18 protein-coding genes are annotated in these 17,625 nt (G+C 38.6%); 15 read left to right on the top strand and 3 right to left on the bottom strand.

Going from position 1 to position 17,625, the window contains the following annotated elements:
* Positions 1-536 precede the first annotated feature (536 nt).
* The 7 genes from MUN87_RS00315 (at position 537) to MUN87_RS00345 (ending at position 5,724) form a co-directional block, all read left to right on the top strand.
* The gene (locus tag MUN87_RS00315) at positions 537-941 is read left to right on the top strand and encodes a GntR family transcriptional regulator (protein WP_244744349.1); all 405 of its coding nucleotides are present in this window, start codon (positions 537-539) and stop codon (positions 939-941) included.
* Positions 916-1,815: an ABC transporter ATP-binding protein gene (locus MUN87_RS00320; protein ID WP_244744351.1), complete on the top strand. Its 900-nt coding sequence runs from the start codon at positions 916-918 to the stop codon at positions 1,813-1,815. Before MUN87_RS00315 ends, MUN87_RS00320 begins: the two co-directional genes overlap by 26 nt.
* Positions 1,790-3,499 (top strand): hypothetical protein, encoded by a 1,710-nt coding sequence (locus MUN87_RS00325; protein WP_244744353.1) that lies wholly within the window; start codon positions 1,790-1,792, stop codon positions 3,497-3,499. Before MUN87_RS00320 ends, MUN87_RS00325 begins: the two co-directional genes overlap by 26 nt.
* A gap of 42 nt (positions 3,500-3,541) precedes the next feature.
* Positions 3,542-4,078, top strand: coding sequence for an RNA polymerase sigma factor (locus MUN87_RS00330; protein WP_244744355.1), 537 nt, complete (start codon positions 3,542-3,544; stop codon positions 4,076-4,078).
* 72 nt (positions 4,079-4,150) lie between these two features.
* Positions 4,151-4,408, top strand: a complete 258-nt coding sequence (locus MUN87_RS00335) for a hypothetical protein (protein ID WP_244744357.1) — start codon at positions 4,151-4,153, stop codon at positions 4,406-4,408.
* Between the two features lie 74 nt (positions 4,409-4,482).
* Entirely contained in the window at positions 4,483-4,581 is a 99-nt protein-coding gene (locus tag MUN87_RS00340; RefSeq protein WP_244744365.1) for a DUF3918 family protein, read from the top strand.
* A 102-nt stretch (positions 4,582-4,683) separates the two neighbouring features.
* On the top strand, positions 4,684-5,724 hold the full coding sequence (locus MUN87_RS00345) for a lactonase family protein (protein ID WP_244744367.1): 1,041 nt from the start codon (positions 4,684-4,686) through the stop codon (positions 5,722-5,724).
* 105 nt (positions 5,725-5,829) lie between these two features.
* Here MUN87_RS00345 and MUN87_RS00350 read toward each other — a convergent pair whose 3' ends face one another.
* From MUN87_RS00350 to htpG, 3 genes are all read right to left on the bottom strand, one after another.
* A complete protein-coding gene (locus MUN87_RS00350; protein WP_244744369.1) occupies positions 5,830-6,006 on the bottom strand; it encodes a hypothetical protein in 177 nt (58 codons plus the stop codon).
* 20 nt (positions 6,007-6,026) lie between these two features.
* Positions 6,027-7,964 (bottom strand): aconitate hydratase, encoded by a 1,938-nt coding sequence (locus tag MUN87_RS00355; protein WP_244744371.1) that lies wholly within the window; start codon positions 7,962-7,964, stop codon positions 6,027-6,029.
* 321 nt (positions 7,965-8,285) lie between these two features.
* Positions 8,286-10,166, bottom strand: coding sequence for a molecular chaperone HtpG (htpG, locus tag MUN87_RS00360; RefSeq protein WP_244744374.1), 1,881 nt, complete (start codon positions 10,164-10,166; stop codon positions 8,286-8,288).
* A gap of 228 nt (positions 10,167-10,394) precedes the next feature.
* Here htpG and MUN87_RS00365 point away from each other — a divergent pair, with 228 nt between their 5' ends.
* The 8 genes from MUN87_RS00365 (at position 10,395) to deoC (ending at position 17,328) form a co-directional block, all read left to right on the top strand.
* Entirely contained in the window at positions 10,395-11,120 is a 726-nt protein-coding gene (locus MUN87_RS00365) for a GntR family transcriptional regulator (protein WP_244744376.1), read from the top strand.
* Positions 11,121-11,375: 255 nt separating this feature from the next.
* Positions 11,376-12,572 carry a NupC/NupG family nucleoside CNT transporter gene (locus MUN87_RS00370; protein ID WP_244744378.1) on the top strand — a complete coding sequence of 399 codons (1,197 nt, stop codon included), beginning with the start codon at positions 11,376-11,378 and terminating at the stop codon, positions 12,570-12,572.
* A gap of 90 nt (positions 12,573-12,662) precedes the next feature.
* On the top strand, positions 12,663-13,964 hold the full coding sequence (locus MUN87_RS00375) for a pyrimidine-nucleoside phosphorylase (protein WP_244744380.1): 1,302 nt from the start codon (positions 12,663-12,665) through the stop codon (positions 13,962-13,964).
* 65 nt (positions 13,965-14,029) lie between these two features.
* The gene (locus MUN87_RS00380) at positions 14,030-14,194 is read left to right on the top strand and encodes a XapX domain-containing protein (RefSeq protein WP_244744383.1); all 165 of its coding nucleotides are present in this window, start codon (positions 14,030-14,032) and stop codon (positions 14,192-14,194) included.
* A 23-nt stretch (positions 14,195-14,217) separates the two neighbouring features.
* Positions 14,218-15,396, top strand: a complete 1,179-nt coding sequence (gene deoB, locus MUN87_RS00385) for a phosphopentomutase (RefSeq protein WP_244744385.1) — start codon at positions 14,218-14,220, stop codon at positions 15,394-15,396.
* A gap of 14 nt (positions 15,397-15,410) precedes the next feature.
* Positions 15,411-16,223 (top strand): purine-nucleoside phosphorylase, encoded by an 813-nt coding sequence (locus tag MUN87_RS00390; protein ID WP_244744387.1) that lies wholly within the window; start codon positions 15,411-15,413, stop codon positions 16,221-16,223.
* A gap of 22 nt (positions 16,224-16,245) precedes the next feature.
* A complete protein-coding gene (locus MUN87_RS00395) occupies positions 16,246-16,650 on the top strand; it encodes a cytidine deaminase (RefSeq protein ID WP_244744389.1) in 405 nt (134 codons plus the stop codon).
* 12 nt (positions 16,651-16,662) lie between these two features.
* Positions 16,663-17,328, top strand: coding sequence for a deoxyribose-phosphate aldolase (gene deoC, locus MUN87_RS00400; RefSeq protein ID WP_244744392.1), 666 nt, complete (start codon positions 16,663-16,665; stop codon positions 17,326-17,328).
* Positions 17,329-17,625 lie beyond the last annotated feature (297 nt).

The following is a 17,625-nucleotide window of genomic DNA, read 5'->3' on the forward strand; positions in this document are numbered from 1 at the left end:
GCTTGGCTAGCAATGGCTGACATAATCCATATTATAGGAAGTTGTTTATTAATTAAGTCAATTAGGACCGGGTGGGTTATGCCCGGTTTTTCTTAGTCGATTAACAATAAAGTAGCTCGGTGCAGTGAAAATATAAAATGTAGCAAGTATACGAAAGCAAGACATAAAGGAGAATTTCAAGCTCAAAAAGAAGTGCGGTGCCTATAATACGGATTATGTAGAGTAGAACTGTCAGATATTGCAGTAATTTTAATAGATTATATTGACTTTGCAAAGCTCCTAAAAATTATCCCGCCGGACGCGGGGCGGTGTCTAAGCAGACGAAATATTGCAAAATTACCACAAAACTGCTACATAATCCGTATTATAGGCAACTTTATTATATTCTTATTCTTTAAGTTGAATTGTTAATTTGGACTAAATATGAAATGAAGTCTTGCTTTTTTCAAAATATGTCATATAATTAAACTGTACTAAATATACTAATACAGTTAATACAGATCATACAGTGTAATACAGTAGAAAGGGAGGGTGCCATGTTTGAACTGGATTTGCGCAGCCGAATGCCAATATACGAACAATTGGTAGATAAATTAAAACAACTGATTATCAATGATATTTTGAAACAAGATGAGAAACTGCCTTCAGTCCGCATGCTTGCTCAGCAGTTGTCGATTAATCCTAACACGATTCAAAAAGCATACCGTGAACTCGAGACACAAGGCTTTATCTATTCTGTAAAAGGGAAGGGGAGTTTCGTGAATCATATGATGATGACAGACAATACTGCTGAAGTGAAGCAAGTAAAAGACCAATTAAGGAAACAAATTGCGGAAGCGCTATTTTTAGGGATATCCATTTCAGAAATAGATCAATTGATCAAAGAAGTCGATCAGACGATGCGGGGGGATATAAATGATTCAAGTTCAGAACGTGATTAAAAAGTTCGAAAAGGACAAGGTCGTTGATAACGTAAGTCTTCAAATTGCAAAAGGTTCTGTTTATGGATTACTTGGTTCAAATGGGGCTGGCAAAACGACACTGCTTAAGATTATTGCAGGAATCATGAAACAACAGGAAGGTGCTATTCATATAGAAAGAAAAACTGTGTTTGAAAATATTGAGCTGAAGGACCGAATTATTTTTCTTCCCGATTCGTTATATTTCTTTTCACATTATACGGTGAACCAAATGGCGAGTTTTTATCAAAATTTGTATTCAAGCTGGAACCAGCAACGATTTGAACAGCTTCAGCAAGTACTGGAACTCGATCCTAAACAAAAAATTCAGCGTTTTTCCAAAGGGATGCAACGTCAGGTTGCTTTCTGGCTAGCGCTATGTGCCATGCCTGATTATTTGATTTTAGATGAACCATTTGATGGACTGGATCCAGTTATTCGCAGAAAAATCAAATCATGGATTATTCAGGATGTCGCAGAGCGAGAGATGACAGTGCTGGTTTCTTCACATAACTTAAAAGAAGTGGAAGATATCTGTGATGAAGTAGGTATCTTACATAAGGGCGCTTTATTATTGCAAAAGGGTTTGGACGATTTAAAAGCAGATATTCACAAGGTGCAAATAGCTTTTAAGCAGGAAGTGGATAAGGAATTGTTTGCAAACATGGATATACTCTATCAGGAAAAACGCGGAAGTGTCTATGTATTTATTATTAAAGGCGAATATCAGTATGTAGAAAATCAAATTAGCAGTATGTCTCCAGTCATCTTCGATATGTTGACGTTAACTCTCGAGGAAATATTTATTTATGAAATGGAGGGGGCAGGTTATGCTATCGAAAACATCATACTTTAAAAAAGAAATTTGGAAGCAAGGCTTTCGTTCTACAGGATGGATTGGTCTTGCCTACTTTGTCATATTGCTTTTATTAATACCGTTAAGAATATTGATGGAGAAATCAAATGAAGACAGTGAAATGATTGGCTATTATCAAAATAATGCACAAGATTTATTTTTCATTAATGGAGAGATACAGCTTGTCCTGTTAGTTACTGTACCAGTAATTGCCGGCATCTTTGCATGCAGATATTTACAAGTAAAAGGTTCTGCAGACTTTATGCATAGTCTTCCTATTAAACGTTCCAGCTTATTCATTCATCAGTATCTTATTGGTATTACTAACGTTTTGTTGCCATTATTATTGATTGCATGTCTAATGTGGATCCTTCATGGTATGGTCGATGTTAATTACATGTATCAGCCAATAGATATCGCTAGCTGGCTGTATTATACAATAATGTGTAATTTATTTTTCTATTCTTTTAGTTATTTAATCGGTATGTTAACGGGCATTTCTGTTGTGCAAGGCGGTTTAACTTATATCTTTTTATTGTTTCCTTACGGCATTTCGATGCTTATCTTGTACAATCTCGACATGTTGCTTTTTGGCTTCAGTGAGCAAAATGCAAATTTGCTAGGATTATTTGTATTATTTTCGCCATTCTATTGGGTCATTCAATTGACGATGAATTATGCAGAAGGTATTGTAACCTGGTATTACTGGCCACTATCCGTTATATGTATAGGACTATCATTTATGTTGTATCGATACCGACAAACCGAATCGGCCAGTCAAACATTGGCGTTTTCCATTATTAAGCCGATTTTTAAATTTGGTGTAACCATCTGTTTTATGCTGCTTGGCGGTGTATATTTCGGGATGAATCAGCAACACACAATAGAGTGGAGTATATTTGGCTACATTTTAGGGGCATTACTCGGTTATTTTTTGGCAGAGATGCTGATTCAGAAATCGTGGCGTGTCTTTAACAAGTGGAGAGGACTCGCAATTTATTCGGGGATTTCGATGATCGTACTGCTCTCCATAGTGTTAGACTGGTATGGATATGAGACTAAAATTCCGGAGCAAGAAGATATTGAAGGGATTTACTTCTCCAGTGGTTATGAGGGCTTTACTTACTTTGAAGGTGACCGTGTAAAACAGCCAAATATAATGGATGAAGCGTTAAAATCGCAAGTAATTTCACTTCACGAAAAAATCATTTCAGATCAAATTGGTATTAATGAACAAAATATTCATTTTACTAATGATACAGTCACAACCCAAATTACTTATTATTTAACGAATGGAAACGAAATAACAAGAGAGTATATCATTCCCGATCGTACTGAACTGGACCCATTTATCATTCCTATCTTAAAATCAGATGCATACAAACAAGCTAACTTTTCATGGCTGTACGAAGAAGATAAAGTCTTTAAAGAAATATCTGTTCACGGAATAGAGGGGAGTGAGGTAGTAAAGGATCAGGAAACCATTCGCAAAATTGTAGAAGCATTGAGAACAGACTATTTGAATGCTTCGTATAAGGAAATTTTAGAAAGCTATAGATACGATTCAAGAACGATACAATTTGATGATGGAACAGATAGCTATTATTACATGCCTGTACATGAAGCATATGACGAGACAATGCAAGTCTTGAAAGAAGAGAACCTGGCGAGATGGTTTAATTAAAAATAAGTATGGTAGAGAACCACCAGTAGGGAGGGTAGGTTAATGGATAACAATGAGATATTTAATGAGCTTGTTAATCAATTTCATTCGATGATGTATTATACAGCATTAAAAATTGTGAAGGACACTCAAATGGCAGAAGATGCAGTGCAGGAGTCGTGGATAAAGGTTTTTAAGCATCAGTTGAAATTAGAACGAATCGAGACGTTAGGGTCGTGGCTTCGGACGATTACATCCCGCAGTGCGATCGATCTTCTACGTAAGGAAAAACGAAGAAAGGAATCACTCCTAACAGATGAAGCCAATTCTTTAGAACACCTGGAACGATGCTCAGTTAAAGCGGTAGATGATGAACTTGACTGGAAATTCACCTTCGAATACCTGGAACAGCTTGTCCATAATAAAAAATTACTGCCCGTTTTTCGGATGAAGTACCAAATGAATCTAGACGATGAACAAATCGCAAAACAGCTTAATATCAGTCACTCTGCGGTTAAAATGGGAGTGTTCAGGACGAGAAATCTAATAAAAAATTCATATCATGTTCAGACAGAGAGTACTTTAAAATCAGGAGCATAAATGTTTCTGGTTTTTTCTTTTTGTAAAAAGGTTTATAATGGAAGTAGTAATGATCGTTAAAGGATGAAGAAGATGAGTTTTGTTATATATGTTGTGCTGCCATGGATATTTTTATGCCTGTTTGTAATCGGTGTCTTCTACAGTCTGTGGAAGAAACTCCCATACTGGTGGGGGTTCCTTAGTTGTGCAGGAGGAGTTGCTATCTACCTGGTAGGGAATGAAGTAGTTGGCGGCTATAATGGTATGAGCTTAAGCTTAATTGGTGCTTTACCATTTACTATCGGTTTGTTTATTTTATTCTTTCTTTTTGTCGGTAGTAAGTTCCAGTAAAGGTTGAAATATTCACGGGTATTACCTCACGATTCGTACAAAATAGAAAGGTACCATCGAATGGAGGGGTCCCAATGAAAATGACTGGAAACAGAATGCTTCCCATGCTAGCTTCAATCGGCATCGGTGCGTATGCCTATTATCAAATGAAAAAAAATAAAACTATGTCATAAGAATGGAAAACCTGGTAGGAAAGTTGCCAGGTTTTCTTTCATTTTTGTTATTTGCTATAATGAAGAAGAGCAAATATTCAAAAAGAAAGGAATGATACATGTATGGCGCAATACATAGGTTATATCGGTTCTTATACAAAAAAAGACAGTGAAGGCGTATATCGTTTCACATTAGATACGGATCAGAAGAAATTGATTGATGTTGTCCCAGCTGCATCACTGGATAATCCTACATACTTAACGGTCAGTCAAGACAATCAATATGTTTATGCAGTATCAAAAGAGGGAGATCAAGGTGGGGTAACAGCCTATAAAATCACGGATGACAAAGGAACACTTCAACCATTAAACAGTCAGGCAACGCCTGGTTCAGCACCTTGTCATGTCAGCGTAGACAGTGAGAATAAGCTGGTCGTAGCTGCAAATTATCATACAAAGCTAGCAGAAGCTTTTCAAACCAATAAAGATGGTTCTCTTCAGAAACCTGCAGCTGTGGAACATGCAGGAGAAGGACCGCATGAAAGACAGGAAAAACCTCATTTACATTATGCTGGTTATACACCTGATGAGAAATATGTGGTTGTGGTTGATTTAGGAACAGATTCGATAACAACTTACCAGCCTGTTGATGGAGAACTAAAAAAAGTGCAAGAATTAAAAACAAAAGCAGGAAGTGGTCCTCGTCATATTGCCTTTCATCCTAATGGTAACTATGCGTACGTTATGACAGAACTAAGTAATGAAGTAATTGTATTATCTTATGATGAGCAAGCGGGATCGTTTGAAGAGATACAATATATCTCTACATTACCTGATGACTTTACCGAAAACAGCCAGGGGAGTGCTGTGTACCTATCTTCAGATGGCAAATTTGTTTATGTGGGCAACAGAGGCCATAACTCGATCACGGTCTTCCAAGTAAAAGATGATTATACGGTAGGATTAGTGGAATGGACGAATACGGAAGGGGACTGGCCGCGTGATTTTGTCCTCGATCCTTCTGAGCAATTCATTGTAGCATCCAATCAGGAATCAGGTACACTGGTCTTATTCGAAAGAGATAGGGAGAAGGGTACATTATCTCTAGTCCAAAAAGATGTAAAAGCGCCAGAAGCAGTTTGTCTGAAGTTTTTACACCAGTAAATAATAACCCGGATAGTATAGCAACTATCCGGGTTTTATCAGTCAAAAAAGTATATAAGTGTAACCACAAGGACCGGGCGGATTAATGCCCGGTTTGCTTCTTCCTTATTTTAACGTTCGATTATTCAAATCAACATCAAGTAAATCTTGATTTTCTTTCGATTCATAGCGTGAGATAAAGCCATCACCATGACAAATGGAACACGTATAACGCCATTCTTCATCATCCATTAATAGTCCCGTTCCGTCGCATGCTTTGCATTTCATATGTTGTGAACCCATCGTTGTACTTCCTTTCTGTATTAGTTTTGTTTTTGTTTAATCCAATTGATAATACCACCTTGAAGAATAATATCGATATGACGTTTCGTTAAGTCATGGCGGACTTCGATCGGCTGATCTTTACCTTTTACATGAATCGTGAATGTGTTGTTCGTTTGAATCGTTTCATGAATGTTTCGGAACTCCAGGATGTCATTTTCTGAAATCAGGTCGAAGTCTGATTCATCTACAAAAGTTAACGGGAGTATACCGAAGTTGATCAGGTTTTGCAGATGTATTCTGGCAAAATCTTTTACCAATACGACTTTTAACCCTAAATAACGAGGTGCTAATGCAGCATGTTCCCTGCTGGACCCCTGTCCATAATTGACACCGGCAGTGATCATATGTCCACCATTATCACGCTTTTTCATGGCAAGCTCATAATAATTTTCGTCGACGATTTCGAAGGCAAAAGTACTGATTCTCTGGATGTTACTGCGATAAGGTAATACTCTGGATCCACCTGCGAGAATTTCATCAGTGGAGATATTGTCACTCATTTTTAACAAGATAGGTAGGTCGAAATTATCTTTGATTGGTTCAAAGTCTGGAATGGATGTAATATTTGGACCTTTTTCCAGTTCGACCTTATCATCCGGTCTTGCAGGTGCTTCCAGCATGCCTTCTGTTGCGAACTTTTTCGGCTCTTTAATAGCAGGATAATCCATTTCTAACGTTCTTGGATCAGTAATTTTTCCGTGTAGAGCTGACGCCGCAGCTGTTTCCGGGCTACAAAGGAAGACACTGTCCTCTTTGGTACCAGAACGTCCCGGGAAATTACGTGGTGTTGTCCGCAAACTATTTCTGCCTGTTGCAGGTGCTTGTCCCATTCCGATACAGCCATTACAACCTGCCTGATGCATTCTTGCCCCTGCTGATAAGAGATTTGCAATGTGTCCATTTTCAACCAACTGTTCTAACAATTGTCGAGAAGTTGGATTAATGTCGAGAGAGGTCCCAGGAGCAATTTGTTTTCCTTTAACAATTTCACTGGCAATTGCAAAATCTCGGTATCCTGGGTTGGCAGATGAACCAATATAAGACTGGTAAATGGTTTCACCAGCTACTTCTGATACGGGCACAACATTCCCAGGACTGGAAGGTGTAGCGATTAATGGTTCTAACTTTGATAAATCAATATGCTCGTCTATATCATATTTTGCATTTCTATCTGCTTTTAATTCCACCCAGTCATCTTCACGACCTTGTTGTTTTAAGAATTTTTTAATTTCCTTGTCAGAAGGGAAGACAGTGGCAGTTGCACCTAACTCAGCTCCCATGTTTGCAATAACATGCCGGTCCATTGCTGTAAGTTTTTTTACACCAGGTCCATAATATTCAATGATCTTACCAACACCACCTTTAACGTCATAGCGGCGTAACAATTCAAGAATGACATCTTTAGCGCTTACCCAATCTGGGACTTTTCCAGTTAGCTTAACGCCCATGATCTCAGGCATTTTTACATAATATGGTTCACCAGCCATTGCCATTGCAACGTCAATTCCGCCAGCACCGATGGCCAGCATACCCATACAACCGTTCGCACAAGTATGACTGTCAGATCCTAATAAGGTTTTACCCGGCTTTGCTAATTGCTGCATATGGACAGGGTGACTGACGCCATTTCCAGGTCTGCTATAGTAGATTCCAAATTTTCTGGCAGCACTTCGTAAGAATAAGTGATCATCAGCATTCCGGAAGTCTTCTTGAATTAAATTATGATCTACGTATTGAGCAGAAGCCTCGGTTTTTACGCGATCAATGCCCATTGCCTCTAGTTCCAACATGACCATGGTACCCGTAGCATCTTGTGTTAACGTTTGATCAATTTTTAACCCAATTTCTTCTCCAACTTGCATATTACCGGAGACAAGATGCTGTTCAATTAATTTTTGAGCGACATTCTGTTTCACATTGATTTCCTCCTCTATAACATTCCGCTAAATGAAACTTTGTCTATAATGTAATATTTCACAAAAATTAATTAATAAACGTTTTAATTTGATTGGGAAGGAGATATCAATCGGCTTCAGTTACCTTAAACTTCGGAGTGGGGGGAGTTATCAAGCATAGTTATGTTTAACAATATGGGTCTGGAAAAGAAGCCGCCAAGTCAGACGCCGTTTATACGAACTCCACTTCATATTCAATATAATCACTGCTGTGGGCTGCACTTATATACTCTCCTGACTGACAAAAAAACAGGAGGCACTGTATGCCTCCTGTTTTCACTGTTAGACCATTACTTTGCACATATCGTTTGTCAATGCCACCGGGTCTTCGATTGGCAGCCCTTCAATCAATAATGCCTGGTTATATAAAATATTCGTATAAAGTTTTACTTTATCTTTATCAGCTTGGTGTGCATTAACTAACGCTTGGAAAATGTCGTGTTTGTTATTAATTTCTAATACTTTTGATGCTTGAATGTTTTGGTTGTCAGGCATCTGACTTAACACTTTTTCCATTTCGATTGATACATCACCATCAGCAGATAAACATACAGGATGGGACTTTAATCGGGTAGAGAGCTTGACGTCTTTTACTTTGTCGCCAAGGATTTCTTTCATTTCTGATAATAAATCTTTATGTTCTTCTTTTTGTTTCTCTGCTTCTTTTTTCGTTTCTTCATCTTCTAGATCTAAATCACCACTGGATACATTTTTGAACTCTTTTTCATCGTAATTCATTAACATTTTGATAACAAATTCGTCTACTTCATCTGTGAAATAGAGGATTTCGTAGCCTTTATCTTTGACCATTTCTGTTTGCGGTAATTTTTCAATACGCGCGTGTGATTCTCCTGTCGCGTAATAAATATGTTCCTGATCTTCTGGCATGCGGTCGCGGTATTCCTTCAATGTTACCAGTTTCTCTTCTGTAGAAGAATAGAAAAGTAGTAAGTCTTTTAACTTGTCTTTATTGGCACCGAAATCAGCATAGGCACCATATTTTAATTGGCGTCCGAAAGCATCGAAGAATGTTTCATATTTTTCACGATCATTTTTCAACATGCTTTGTAAATGATTCTTGATTTTTTTCTCTAAATTTTTTGCAATAAGATTTACCTGACGATCTTGTTGTAATATTTCTCTGGAAATATTAAGGGATAAATCTTCAGAGTCAACAATACCACGGACAAAACTGAAATGATCTGGTAACAAATCAGCACACTTGTCCATGATCAGCACACCGTTTGAATAGAGTTCTAAGCCTTTTTCAAAGTCTTGAGAATAATAGTTAAACGGAGGCTGCTTCGGAATATAAAGGATCGACTGGAAGCGAACCATCCCGTCTACACTAATATGCAGATGGCTGAGTGGCTGATCAAAGCCAAAGTGTTTCTCTTGATAGAAGCTTTCGTAATCCTCATCTGTAAGTTCTTGTTTATTTTTACGCCAAATCGGGATCATGCTGTTAACGGTTTGTTCTTCCGTCACTTCTACTAATTCATCTTCATTATCTTCTTTTGGTTTTTGTTCCGTTACATCCATTTTGATCGGATAGCGGATAAAGTCTGAGTATTTTTTTATGATTGATTTTAGTTTGTATTCTTCCAGATACTCATCATAATTTTCTTCGTCCTCGTTTTGCTTCAATTCAATGACAATTTCTGTACCAACATCTTTTTTGTCAAATGGTTCAATGGTATAACCATCTACACCATCGGAAACCCATTTGTATCCTTCGTCACTGTGAAGGGCACGTGTATAAACTGTAACGTTGTCTGCTACCATAAAGGAAGAGTAAAACCCGACACCAAATTGGCCGATAATTTCCTGTCCGTCTTTCATTTCGATTTCATTTTTGAATGCTAAAGAACCGCTCTTAGCAATTGTACCAAGATTCTCTTCAATTTCTTCTTTCGTCATCCCGATACCAGTATCTGTTACAGTAAGAGTGCGCTTATCTTTATTTGCTTCGACTCGAATGTAATAGTCATCTTGGTTAAATGAAATACTATCATCAGTTAAAGCTTTATAATAGATCTTATCAATCGCATCACTTGCATTTGAAATTAACTCGCGTAAAAAGATTTCTTTTTGAGAATAGATAGAATGTACCATCATTTCAAGCAAGCGTTTGGATTCGGCCTGAAATTGTTTTTTCTCCATGTTTCGTTTCCTCCCTTTATTCATCGTACGTATGTAATTTAGCACTCATGATGCAAGAGTGCTAACACACTATAAATATCACAAAAGCACTGACCTGTCAAGCTTTATCACAATTTGACTTCCGTTGTCTGATCCCTTATTTTAAGTAAAGTATCAGAATTTTTCTGCATTTATGCTATCATATAATTATGGCATCAGTTGTTCGTATAAACAAACAGGGGGGATTGGATGGCATTTGATTATCAGACGCCACGTTACATACATGTAATTGAGCAAATAAAAACAAAAATTAACGAAGGAGAATTAGAAGCAGGGGAGCGATTACCATCAGAAATGGAGCTGGCTAAGCAGTTAAACGTCTCTCGTAATACATTAAGGGAAGCGCTTCGTATTTTAGAAGAAGAAAATATCATTATACGACGCCATGGAATCGGCACTTTCATCAATAAAAAGCCTGCCTTCTCAGGGGGAATTGAGGAGCTTTTCAGTATCACTGATTTTATTAAAAGAGAAGGAAAAGACCCCGGTACGGAAATGTTATTTCATGGTGCAACCGAGGCCCACAGTGAAGACAAAAGGGAGTTGCAGATAGAAGAAGATGATCAAGTATACTTAGTTAAACGGGTAAGAACAGCAGATAATGAGCCACTGGTATATTGTATTGATAAAATTCCATTGTCATTAGTAGGTGAAGATTATCAATTGGATGAACAGTCCATGTTGCAATCCTTACAAGAAAAAAAGAATATCACGATAAGCTATGCGAAAGCAGAAATAAAGACGATCGGTTACCATGAAGAAATTTCTAAAATTCTTCGGAGTGAAAAAAATCAGCCTTTGCTCATTTTGAAACAAATACATTATGATTTGAACGATCATCCGATTTTATATTCACTTAACTTCTTTCGCTCTGATCAAGTTAGTTTTAGTGTATTTCGTAAGCGTTTATTTTAAACCATTCCTAAAGGGGAGTGGTTTTTTTAGGTAGTAAGAAAAGTACAGTCATTGAAGTAATCAATGTTGAACAAGAAGATAGGTTCGGTTCCCATAACATGGATTATGTCAAATGCAATTATTGGATATCAAAAAGTGATTGACTTGTAGGACGTCTAACCTTTATAATGATTTCGAACCCGATTGGAAAGGGTTTTCATTTTAACGTGTAGTTGTTGGACGTCCAATCATTAAAAATAGGAAGGGGAACACCGCATGCATTTTTTGTGGGGAATAGCAGGTATCGCAGTCATCTTGGGGATTGCGTTTCTCTTATCATCAAAAAGGAAAGCGATTAATATCCGCACGATTTTGGGAGGATTAATAATCCAAATTTTCTTTGCATTTGTCGTATTAAAGTGGGAAACGGGACAAACAGCATTAAAGTGGTTTACATTACGTGTTCAGGATATTATTAATTATGCCAATGAAGGAATCAGTTTTCTGTTCGGTTCATTAGCAAACAGTGACGAATTTGGATCGATCTTTGCTTTGCATGTTTTGCCGATCATTATATTCTTTTCGTCCCTTATTTCTGTCTTGTATTATTTAGGGATTATGCAATGGATTATTAAAATCCTTGGTGGTGGTTTATCGAAATTGCTAGGCACGAGCAAGTCAGAATCGATGTCAGCAGCCGCTAATATTTTTGTCGGTCAGACCGAAGCACCATTAGTAGTAAGACCGTTTTTAAACAAAATGACACAATCGGAATTGTTTGCTGTCATGACAGGAGGACTTGCATCTGTTGCAGGATCCGTATTAGTTGGATATTCATTATTAGGAGTGCCTCTGGAGTATTTACTTGCAGCCAGTTTTATGGCAGCACCTGCCGGTTTAATAATGGCAAAAATGATGATGCCGGAAACTGAGGAGTCTGTGACGACAGATAATTTGGAAATGGAAAAAGATAATGAGTCAGTTAACGTTATCGATGCAGCAGCTAAGGGTGCCTCAGATGGTCTGAAGCTGGCATTAAATGTAGGTGCGATGCTATTAGCTTTTATCGCGTTAATTGCATTAATCAATGGGATTCTCGGAATATTCGGTGATATAACATTAGAATTAATTCTTGGCTATGTATTTGCTCCTGTTGCCTTTGCTGTTGGTGTGCCATGGAATGAAGCAATCACGGCTGGTGGTTTTATCGGGCAAAAACTTGTATTAAATGAATTTGTCGCCTATGCATCATTTGCACCAGAAATGGCTAACTTATCTGACAAAACGAATTTAGTAATAAGCTTCGCACTGTGTGGGTTTGCTAATTTAAGTTCAATGGCGATATTGCTCGGCGGACTTGGAGGTTTAGCACCGAATAGACGTAAAGACATTGCAAAACTTGGACTAAAGGCGGTAGTCGCGGGAATGTTGGCTTCACTATTAAGTGCAGCTGTTGCAGGTATGTTCTTCTAAAAGATAGGACAGAGCCTGTACACTATATATCTAAGGCTTTCACCACTATTGGTGCAAAGCCAATTTTTCATTTGGAAAGGAAGATAGTTAATGAGAATGGTAGATCTTATCGCTAAAAAACGTGATGGTAAAGAATTAACACAAGAAGAAATAAACTTCATGATAGATGGTTATACGAAAGAGGAAATTCCTGACTATCAAATGTCAGCTATGGCAATGGCACTGTATTTTCAAGGGATGACAACGGAAGAAAGAGTTCATTTAACGATGGCTATGGTAGAATCCGGAGATCAGATCGATTTATCGGATATTCATGGAATCAAGGTGGATAAGCATTCTACAGGCGGAGTTGGTGATACGACTACATTAATATTAGCGCCGTTAGTTGCGTCTGTTGGCGTGCCGGTTGCCAAGATGTCAGGAAGAGGACTAGGGCATACAGGTGGTACAATCGACAAGTTAGAATCAATTGAAGGGTTTCAAGTCGAATTGACAGGAAATCAATTTAATCAGTTAGTGAATGAACAAAATGTTGCAGTAGTTGGACAAAGCGGTAATTTAACTCCTGCTGACAAAAAACTTTATGGATTACGTGATGTTACGGCTACAGTCAATTCAATTCCGTTGATCGCGAGTTCCATTATGAGTAAAAAAATTGCAGCAGGGGCAGATGCAATTGTATTAGATGTCAAAACAGGTTCAGGTGCTTTCATGACAGAACTGGAGGATGCTAAAGCATTAGCAAAGGCGATGGTTGACATTGGTAATGGAGCAGGGCGTGAAACGATCGCTGTTATTTCTGATATGAATCAGCCTCTTGGATTTGCTGTAGGCAATGCATTGGAAGTGAAAGAAGCTATTGAAACATTACAGGGTAAAGGTCCCAAAGACTTAGAAGAATTGTGCCTTACTTTGGGCAGTCAGATGGTCTATTTAGCAAAAAAAGCAACATCTATTGAGCAAGCGAGAGAGATGTTAACAGATGCCATTCAATCAGGCAAAGCAATGGAGAAATTGAAGACATTTGTCAGCTCCCAAGGCGGTGATGCTTCCGTTATCGATCATCCAGACCAATTACCAACTGCAGCCTATATAACAGAAATTAAAGCACAAGCAGCAGGTATTGTTCATCACATTTCAGCTGATGAGATAGGAGTAGCTGCAAGTATGCTAGGAGCTGGACGCTTAACGAAAGATTCTCAAATTGATTTGGCGGTAGGTGTCGTATTACAAAAGAAATTAGGCGATGAAGTAAAGGTTGGAGACACGCTGGTAACGATCCACAGTAATCACCAGAATATAAATGAGGTGAAGGATAAAGTTGTGCAGGCGTATCAGATTAAGAATGAAGCGTATAAAAATGCACCACTTATATACGATATAATTAAATAAAGGCTAATGACATGCAGAAGAGGTTGGACATCCAACCTTAGAAGCAGTACAATAAGGAGGACATCATGAAAGCAATTTTGTTAAGTCTACTTGCCGGTGTCATCGTCGGTATCGTATTTAAATTTTTGAAATTACCTTTACCTGCACCGCCTGTTCTGACAGGTGTGTTAGGAATATTTGGTATTTATTTCGGAGGGCAAATTGCAGAATGGATAAAATCCTTCCTTTAATTATGGTGAGAGGAGATTGAAATTTGAAACCTTTTAAACGAGTATTTTTAATTGTATTAGATTCTGTCGGAATTGGCGAAGCACCTGATGCAGAGCAATTTAATGATAGTGGAGCGGATACGTTAGGACATATTGCAGCCCACATGAATGGATTGAATATGCCGAATATTGGTCAACTAGGTTTGAGTAACATCCGAAAAATCAAAGGAATTGAGCAATCAGCCAAACCAATGGCCCATTTTACAAAAATGCAGGAAGCATCTAATGGAAAAGATACGATGACAGGTCATTGGGAAATGATGGGGTTGCACATTGAACAACCGTTTCAAACCTTTCCTGACGGGTTTCCAGATGATTTAATCCAAACCCTGGAAGCAAAAACAGGTAGAAAAATTATTGGAAACAAACCGGCGTCTGGGACAGAAATTATCGAAGAACTAGGGGAACATCATGTAAAGACGGGAGATCTTATCGTTTACACTTCTGCGGATTCCGTTTTGCAAATTTGTGCGCATGAAGCAGTTATTCCTTTGAAAGAGCTTTATGAAATATGTGAAACAGCGCGGGCTTTAACGATGAATGAAACGTATATGATTGGCAGAGTCATCGCTAGACCTTTTGTTGGAGAAGTCGGTCATTTTGAACGAACTTCCAATCGACATGATTATGCTTTGAAACCTTTTGGCAGGACAGTTATGAATGAACTAGCAGATGCATCCTACGATGTTGTCGCATTAGGTAAGATCTCTGATATTTATGATGGAGAAGGGGTTACCTCTTCCATTAGGACAAAAGATAATGACGATGGAATGGAAAAATTCATTCAATCAATGGACGATGATTTTCATGGTCTAAATTTTCTTAATTTAGTCGATTTTGATGCAAAGTATGGTCATCGTCGTGATCCGCAAGGCTATGGGGAAGCGTTAGAAGCTTTCGATCGACGGTTACCAGAAATGCTGGCCAAATTACAAGAAGATGATTTGTTTATCATTACAGCAGATCACGGCAATGATCCGGTACACCATGGTACAGATCATACAAGAGAATACGTACCATTGCTCGTCTATCATAACCAAATAACAGAAGGAAAACAGCTAGCGATTAGAGATACATTTGCAGACATTGGTGCTACCATTGCAGATAATTTTGGTGTAACATTACCTGTAAACGGGAAAAGTTTTCTAAAGGACATAAAATAAGGGAGGGTCATTCATTGAATCAACTACAAGAGGCAACAGTATATTTACAACATAAACTCACAGATCGACCGACAGTTGGATTAATTCTAGGATCTGGATTGGGCATGCTTGCAGATGAAATCAAAAATCCGATTAAAATAAAATATCAGGAGATTCCAGGCTTCCCTGTTTCCACAGTGGAAGGACATGCCGGTCAATTAGTAATTGGTGAATTGCAAGGTGTAGATGTGATTGCTATGCAAGGTCGCTTTCATTATTATGAAGGCTACGGACTAGATGCAGTGACATTTCCAGTACGTGTAATGAAAGAACTTGGCATTGAAAAACTGTTGGTAACCAATGCGGCAGGTGGGGTGAATCGAGACCTGGAACCTGGTGATTTAATGTTAATTACAGATCATATTAACAATACTGGGCAGAACCCTTTGATTGGAGAAAATGTCGAACAACATGGCGTTCGTTTTCCTGATATGTCGACTGCTTATGACCGTGAATTACAAACAATCGCTAGAAAAGCAGCACAGCAGTTATCCATTCCGCTAAAAGAAGGCGTCTATGTCTGGAACACAGGTCCGAGTTATGAAACACCAGCTGAAATTAAGATGCTTGATATATTAGGTGGAGATGCTGTTGGGATGTCAACTGTTCCAGAGGTAACAGTAGCAAGACAAGCTGGTATTCGTTGTGTCGGTATCTCCTGTATTTCCAATATGGCAGCAGGAATATTGGATCAGCCGTTAACCCATGATGAGGTAATAGAAACAACTGAGAAAGTACGGGAATCCTTTTTACAATTTGTCAAACAGCTGATTGAAGATATTGGCTAAAAAATATAAGGAGGAACCGGGAATGGAAGCGAAATTAATCGAAGAGGCAAAGAAGGCTAGAGAAAAAGCATATGTGCCTTATTCTAACTTTAAAGTAGGAGCAGCATTGCTGGACGAACAGGGAACTATTTTTCACGGGTGTAACATCGAAAATGCTGCCTATTCTATGTGTAACTGTGGTGAAAGAACAGCATTGTTCCATGCTTATGCAACGGGATCCAAAAACTTTAAGATGATGGCCGTTGTGGCAGATACAGAGCGTCCAGTTTCACCATGTGGCGCTTGTCGCCAGGTTCTTGCCGAGCTTTGTGATCCAGATATGAAAGTAATACTTACAAATATGCAAGGGAATACGGAAGAGACAACGGTTCGCGCCTTATTACCTGGTGCGTTTATCGCCAATGATATGTCCCGTGCTAAAGAATAAGGAGGATGAGAAATGAAATTAGCAAATAAAATCGATCATACGGCTTTAAAGCCCGACACGACCAGAGAGCAAATAGAAGTATTGTGTAACGAAGCAAGAGAATATGGTTTTTATTCTGTCTGTGTGAATCCTACATGGGTAGCGTACAGTAATGAATTATTAAAAGGCTCAGAAGTTAAGGTATGTACGGTAATTGGATTTCCTTTAGGAGCAACAGCCTCAGCTGTAAAAGCTTTTGAAGCAAAATACGCAGTAGAAAAAGGTGCAACAGAGGTGGATATGGTCATCAATATTGGTGCTCTAAAAGATGGACAACATGATGCTGTCAAACAAGATATCGAAGCCGTCGTGCAAGCAGCAGGTGAAAAAGCACTAGTAAAAGTCATTATCGAAACATGTCTGTTAACAGATGAAGAAAAAGAAATAGCATGTCGTTTAGCAATTACGGCTGGAGCAGATTATGTAAAGACATCTACTGGTTTCTCCACAGGTGGGGCGACGAAAGAAGATATTGCTTTAATGAGAAAAACAGTTGGTCCTAACGTCGGTGTCAAAGCATCAGGAGGCATCCGTGACACCGAAACCGCCGAAGCAATGGTTACAGCAGGCGCGTCCCGAATCGGAGCAAGCGCAAGTGTAGCGATTGTAAATGATGAAGAGAGCGATAGTGATTATTAATGAAGCACTGAGGGAGACAGTTTGAAACAACTGTCTCCCTCTTTTTGTACTCAGACAAGAAAGTACAGCCACAACAGTAATCATATTTTTAACATGAAGTTGAGTTCTTATAATATGGATTATGTCAGCCATCGCTGCCAAGCATCCATATTGAGATATTTAATGTGCTGGGATACCGCTTCGGCCAACCACTCCGCGTCTTGCGGGGCCCGGCTGAAACTAAGCTACTACCCGAAATACTTCTCTGCTGCCTTGCACCGAGGAAGCCTACGTCGAAGCTTTACTAGTAGACGCAGG

Origin of the sequence: Gracilibacillus salinarum (assembly GCF_022919575.1) — a bacterium.
Classification (GTDB): domain Bacteria; phylum Bacillota; class Bacilli; order Bacillales; family Amphibacillaceae; genus Gracilibacillus; species Gracilibacillus salinarum.

Bases quoted from the DNA above. Each gene is read 5' to 3' on its own strand.
- MUN87_RS00315 (WP_244744349.1), top strand. From the start codon at position 537: ATGTTTGAACTGGATTTGCGCAGCCGAATGCCAATATACGAACAATTG.
- MUN87_RS00320 (WP_244744351.1), top strand. From the start codon at position 916: ATGATTCAAGTTCAGAACGTGATTAAAAAGTTCGAAAAGGACAAGGTC.
- MUN87_RS00325 (WP_244744353.1), top strand. From the start codon at position 1,790: ATGCTATCGAAAACATCATACTTTAAAAAAGAAATTTGGAAGCAAGGC.
- MUN87_RS00330 (WP_244744355.1), top strand. From the start codon at position 3,542: ATGGATAACAATGAGATATTTAATGAGCTTGTTAATCAATTTCATTCG.
- MUN87_RS00335 (WP_244744357.1), top strand. From the start codon at position 4,151: ATGAGTTTTGTTATATATGTTGTGCTGCCATGGATATTTTTATGCCTG.
- MUN87_RS00340 (WP_244744365.1), top strand. From the start codon at position 4,483: ATGAAAATGACTGGAAACAGAATGCTTCCCATGCTAGCTTCAATCGGC.
- MUN87_RS00345 (WP_244744367.1), top strand. From the start codon at position 4,684: ATGGCGCAATACATAGGTTATATCGGTTCTTATACAAAAAAAGACAGT.
- MUN87_RS00350 (WP_244744369.1), bottom strand. From the start codon at position 6,006: ATGGGTTCACAACATATGAAATGCAAAGCATGCGACGGAACGGGACTA.
- htpG (WP_244744374.1), bottom strand. From the start codon at position 10,166: ATGGAGAAAAAACAATTTCAGGCCGAATCCAAACGCTTGCTTGAAATG.
- MUN87_RS00365 (WP_244744376.1), top strand. From the start codon at position 10,395: ATGGCATTTGATTATCAGACGCCACGTTACATACATGTAATTGAGCAA.
- MUN87_RS00370 (WP_244744378.1), top strand. From the start codon at position 11,376: ATGCATTTTTTGTGGGGAATAGCAGGTATCGCAGTCATCTTGGGGATT.
- MUN87_RS00375 (WP_244744380.1), top strand. From the start codon at position 12,663: ATGAGAATGGTAGATCTTATCGCTAAAAAACGTGATGGTAAAGAATTA.
- MUN87_RS00380 (WP_244744383.1), top strand. From the start codon at position 14,030: ATGAAAGCAATTTTGTTAAGTCTACTTGCCGGTGTCATCGTCGGTATC.
- MUN87_RS00395 (WP_244744389.1), top strand. From the start codon at position 16,246: ATGGAAGCGAAATTAATCGAAGAGGCAAAGAAGGCTAGAGAAAAAGCA.
- deoC (WP_244744392.1), top strand. From the start codon at position 16,663: ATGAAATTAGCAAATAAAATCGATCATACGGCTTTAAAGCCCGACACG.